This window comes from Hafnia alvei, assembly GCF_900095695.1.
GTDB classification, from domain to species: domain Bacteria; phylum Pseudomonadota; class Gammaproteobacteria; order Enterobacterales; family Enterobacteriaceae; genus Hafnia; species Hafnia alvei_B.
On sequence record NZ_FMIQ01000019.1, the window covers coordinates 1 to 4,506 of the forward strand.

Annotated in this window: 3 protein-coding genes and 1 pseudogene; all 4 read right to left on the minus strand. The window is 56.6% G+C overall.

Annotated features, from left to right (window positions below; genetic code table 11):
* Window positions 1-977: pseudogene (locus BN1044_RS05810) on the minus strand (OmpA family protein); the annotation flags it as partial.
* Window positions 978-1,240: 263 nt separating this feature from the next.
* Entirely contained in the window at window positions 1,241-1,993 is a 753-nt protein-coding gene (gene tssL / locus BN1044_RS05815) for a type VI secretion system protein TssL, short form (RefSeq protein ID WP_072307916.1), read from the minus strand.
* Window positions 1,990-3,339: a type VI secretion system baseplate subunit TssK gene (gene tssK, locus BN1044_RS05820; protein ID WP_072307917.1), complete on the minus strand. Its 1,350-nt coding sequence runs from the start codon at window positions 3,337-3,339 to the stop codon at window positions 1,990-1,992. The genes tssL and tssK overlap by 4 nt, the downstream gene beginning before the upstream one ends.
* Window positions 3,340-3,357: 18 nt before the next feature.
* The coding region (gene tssC, locus BN1044_RS05825) for a type VI secretion system contractile sheath large subunit (RefSeq protein WP_072307918.1) at window positions 3,358-4,506 on the minus strand (1,149 nt) is incomplete at its 5' end.

A 4,506-nucleotide genomic window follows, 5' to 3' on the forward strand; every position in this document is an offset into this window, starting at 1 on the left:
GGCTTAGGTGGTGGTGGTGGCGGGACGTAAGTATCAATGGCCTGCTGAACCGCGAGCCACAGACGATCACCCGGATATAACGCCAGACCATAACGTTGTGGTACGCCCTGACGCTGCCAACGCTCCAGCAACAGCGCATCCTGCTGCAGTGCATGAAGTGCCTGTGCTTTTGGATCATAGTGGTTCATCGGGATAGCCTGCCAGCGCTGGAGGTCGGCGCTGACCTTATGGATAAGCGCCTGGTTATGTCGCACAGATAGCGCGATGGCACCAAGCGCGCACAACAGCAACATCAACACCACCCGACGCCCGGTCTTACCGCCCTGCAACGGGGTGGTATAGGGTGCCAGTAGCGGGAGTACGGGATCGGCGAAGTGCCAGCGACGTTCATACGCGCTGACGCGATCAGACGGGGAGATACGGGTCTGGCGAAACAGCCATTGTGGCCACAGAGCCGTCGCACAGCTCCGGATATGACCAAAGCGCAGGGTGACGGCAAAAGGACGGATTGGTGGACACAGACGGTCGGGTTTTCCCAGTTCATCCAGCACTATCTTGTGCAGCATCGCATTGGCTTCTGTGAGCAACGGCTGTACCGTGGCTGTCTGCGCTGAGCGCTGCCACTCACAGAGGGAGATAGCTGGCTCATCGTCGCGGCACACAAGGGCCGAGTCTCCCCGCACCACAATCCATGGCGTCTCCGGGCCACTGAACTCAGCATTCAGCACCATCGGTACGTTATAGCCTGTCAGTCGACTGAGTTGTTTCATCTGCAGACGCACGGCCTTCAGGGAGGCACGCATCAGCGCTTCATCTTCATGTCGGTCCGGCAGACAGCGGAACATCACGCAGAGCTGCCCGGCCATTGTGGGAGTATGGGTCAGCAACTCGCCCGCCAGCGTGATCAGTTCAGCCAGACTGGTTACGCGAAGGAACCAGCCTTCTGCTGTTCCCCGCCCCGGCCCTGATGCGAACATCTCGTCATCCACATCCCCACAGACCATAACAACCGGCCCGGTATGGCCCTCAGGCGGGAAGCCCTCTTTATCTCCGGTCAGCCGTGCAGGCTGCCTGCACAGACAACGTCGACGGATTATCTCACCGGCAATCAGCACAGAAAGCAGCGTCAGAAGCGATTTACCTGACACCGGCCAAACCATAAAACCCCAGACCAGCCAGAAGACGGCCACAAGACAGAGCAGTACCGGAAACACCGCCCGGGCGAATGTACGTCCACGCATCAGTGTTGCTCCGGGAGTTGTTGATGCAGCAGATCTTGCAGCCACAAGTGGCCGCCAAACCATGCGACAGCCGTCAACATTACCGCCAACACAATCCAGAACCAGACGGAACGCAGTAGGTTATAACGGCGACGCCCAGTTTTTTGCACTACCAGTGAAGCACCGATCTCAAGCGGTGGCACGCGTTCGTTGAGTGCAGAGATAACCTCATCACGACGGTTCTGGCCCACACCGGATAACCGGTACTGCCCCTGGAAACCCAGCGCCAACACCCGTTGGTAACAGGTCAGCACGGCAGGCTCAGGCGCAGGGTGTCGCAGTATCTCCGCGATGCGGTCATACAGCGCACCACCGGCACGCAGCGATCCAAAGTACACCGCCTGCAGCGGTGCCGAACGCCAAGCCTTTTGCCCTGCATCCAGCGTGGGGGTGTTCAGCGCGCCATGGGTAGCTTCATCAGAGTAATAGCTATCCGTGGCTTCGGTTTCGCCAATATTCTCTTCTGCCGTTTTCGGCTCAGGCCTTCGGTTTAGAACAGTTTCATCCAGCAAGGCACATTGGGCATAGGTGATGTGATCGATACTTTCCGCATCAAACCCGGCCTTGCTCAGCGTCTCACGCACGCTCTCGACTTGCGCTTTACACGCCGCGTAGAGTTCGGGTCCGTCAGTGATCTTCCCACCATGGCGCAATTGCGCCACTGTCAGCCAGGTTTCTGCCATCAGGGCATCAATATCGAAGTCCTTGATCATGAGCGCAGCACCGCGAACAGTTCCAGCTCAAGCTCGCCGAGCACCGACGGGACATAGAAGACGCAGACCCCCTGATCCAGCATTTCACGGGCGGCATCGCTCTCCATATCCAGCACAAAGTACTGGTTCTCCAAACGCACCGGCAACGCAGCAGGCACTCGGCTCAAGGCAATGAGGCCGATACCTTCGACGGCTAGGCCGGACACTTCGCCAACACTGGCCGGTGCACCGGCAATACAGACTTCGGTGAAGCGTTCGGCAATCTGCCAGGCAGGCTGATTGGTGCGCACTGAGAGGTAGAAATCGGCTTCATCGCGCAGACGAATATCGTGCAGTACCGCTTTCCATGTCTCCGGATCCATTCGCTCCATGCGCACGGCCACCACACGTGACGGCAGGCTGGCTTCCAACAACTCGCTGATAAGGTCGAAGAGTGGCGGGAAGGTTTTCTCCGGTGAGTTGTGGTCATAGCCAGGAATGGCATCCAGATCATGCTCGAGCGAGAAGGTCAGCATACTGCCGGCAAGGCGTGCAAGCTCGGCCCAGACCTGCTCAGGATGTCTGTCAGGGAAACGCTCAAACTCAGTGAGCACCCGGGCATGCGAGTTCAGGGCATTCAGTAGCCAGAAAAGAGAAACATCAGCGACCGCAAAATCGGCCATTCTGTCGTTGCTCTCGCGACGCATGCACATCAAACGCTGGCGACGAGAACGCAACTGGCGATTCAACAAAGCAAGACGTTCACACAGGCTACGGCTTGCTGAAAACAAGGCCATCGGCGGGATAAAGTCAGGATCCTGACGCCAGCCCCCTTGCTCGTCCCGCAACAGACGGGCAATGGCGCAGGTGTCCCAGGTCCCGTTGTCTTCATGCCCGAAACGGAATGCCAGATTAAATCGGGCCACCGCTATCGATTCCTCTTCCAGGCCGAAACGATCCGCGATCGTCTCCCAGGCTTCCTGATATCGGAGCGGACGCTCTGCGGGTACCGTGTCAGTCTGCACATTAACGATACCCGCCTGCATCACCGGTAGCGCCACATACACCGTCACCGGACCATTGCTGGCAGAGGCGGGCGCGTCGATTTCACGCGGCTCCGGTGGCAAGTCACTGAACCGTGTATCTACGAGAGTGTCATCCGGAAGCCAGAGGCGTAATGACTGCGCCTGAACCCGACCAGAGGCGAGCATCCCCTCATCCAGTTCTACCCGACCAACGCCCCAGGGGAAGGCACTGCCACGAGCGGCAATACCGGCCCGGGAAAGCGCGTCCCATTCAGACTGCTGCTGAAATTGCTGCGGGGCCAGAAGCGCCCCTTCATTCCATAACGGACGATGAATTTTCATCCCTGCTTTCCCCTCGCCTTAGGATTTTGCTTTCGGCATCTGGGAAACCAGTGACAGATTGACGTCCATCCCTTCCACTTGGAAGTGTGGGACTGCATAGAGCTTCACGCGGAAGAAACCTGGATTGTCTTCAATATCTTCGACGATGACTTTCGCATCACGCAGCGGGTGTGACGCCTGCAAGTCGTCGCCCGGGTCAGTCATTTCAGTGACCAGACCGCGCACCCAGGTGTTGAGTTCCAGCTCAAGCAGACGACGGTCTTTGGTCGTCCCGATATTTTCACGCTGAATCAGCTTCAGGTAATGGGCGATACGCGATAGCAGGAAGATATAAGGCAGGCGTGAATTAATCCGGCTGTTTGCGGTCGCGTCGGCAGTATCATACAGAGCCGGTTTCTGTGTAGAGTTAGCGGAGAAGAAACAGGCGTAGTCGCGGTTTTTATAGTATGACAGCGGGATGAAACCGAGGTTGGCGAATTCAAACTCACGCGTTTCCGGGATCATCACCTCGGACGGAATTTTCACTTGATTGCCGGTGCCTAGGTCGTACAGATGGATAGGTAAGTCCTGTACGGCGCCGCCTGCTTGCGGGCCACGAATTTGCACGCACCAACCATTATTGATAAAGCTTTTCACCATATTGGCTGCAAACGCAAATGACGCGTTGGTCCACAGGTATTTTTCGTGGTCCGGGCCTTTAACTTCTTCCATATAGTTGAAGCTACGTACCGGTACCGTGTCCGGACCATACGGCAGACGGCCTAACACGCGCGGCATCACCAGGCCGATGTAGCGGGAGTCGTCAGTCTCGCGGAAGGATTTCCATTTAATGTATTCAGCGCGGTCAAAGTAGTTACCGATATCTTTAATGGCCGCAACCTGCTCCATATTCTCTTTTAAAAAGAACTTTGGTCCTGCAGAACCGATAAACGGCATATGTGCTGCTGCAGACACTTTCGAAATATTGCGTAATAGCGCCACGTCCTGTGCTGAAGCATCAAACTCATAGGCAGAAATCAGCGCGGCAATCGGCTCTCCACCCGGAGAATCGTATTCTGCAGTGTAGGTATGCTGATATAATCCGCTCTGAACAATCTCCGGCGCGTCTTCAAAATCCTGACGCAGGTCGTCTTTGGACAGGTCCAGTAACTCGATTTTGACATTCTC

Excerpts from the sequence above, each read along its gene's own strand:
- tssL (WP_072307916.1), bottom strand. The coding sequence starts at position 1,993 with ATGATCAAGGACTTCGATATTGATGCCCTGATGGCAGAAACCTGGCTG.
- tssK (WP_072307917.1), bottom strand. The coding sequence starts at position 3,339 with ATGAAAATTCATCGTCCGTTATGGAATGAAGGGGCGCTTCTGGCCCCG.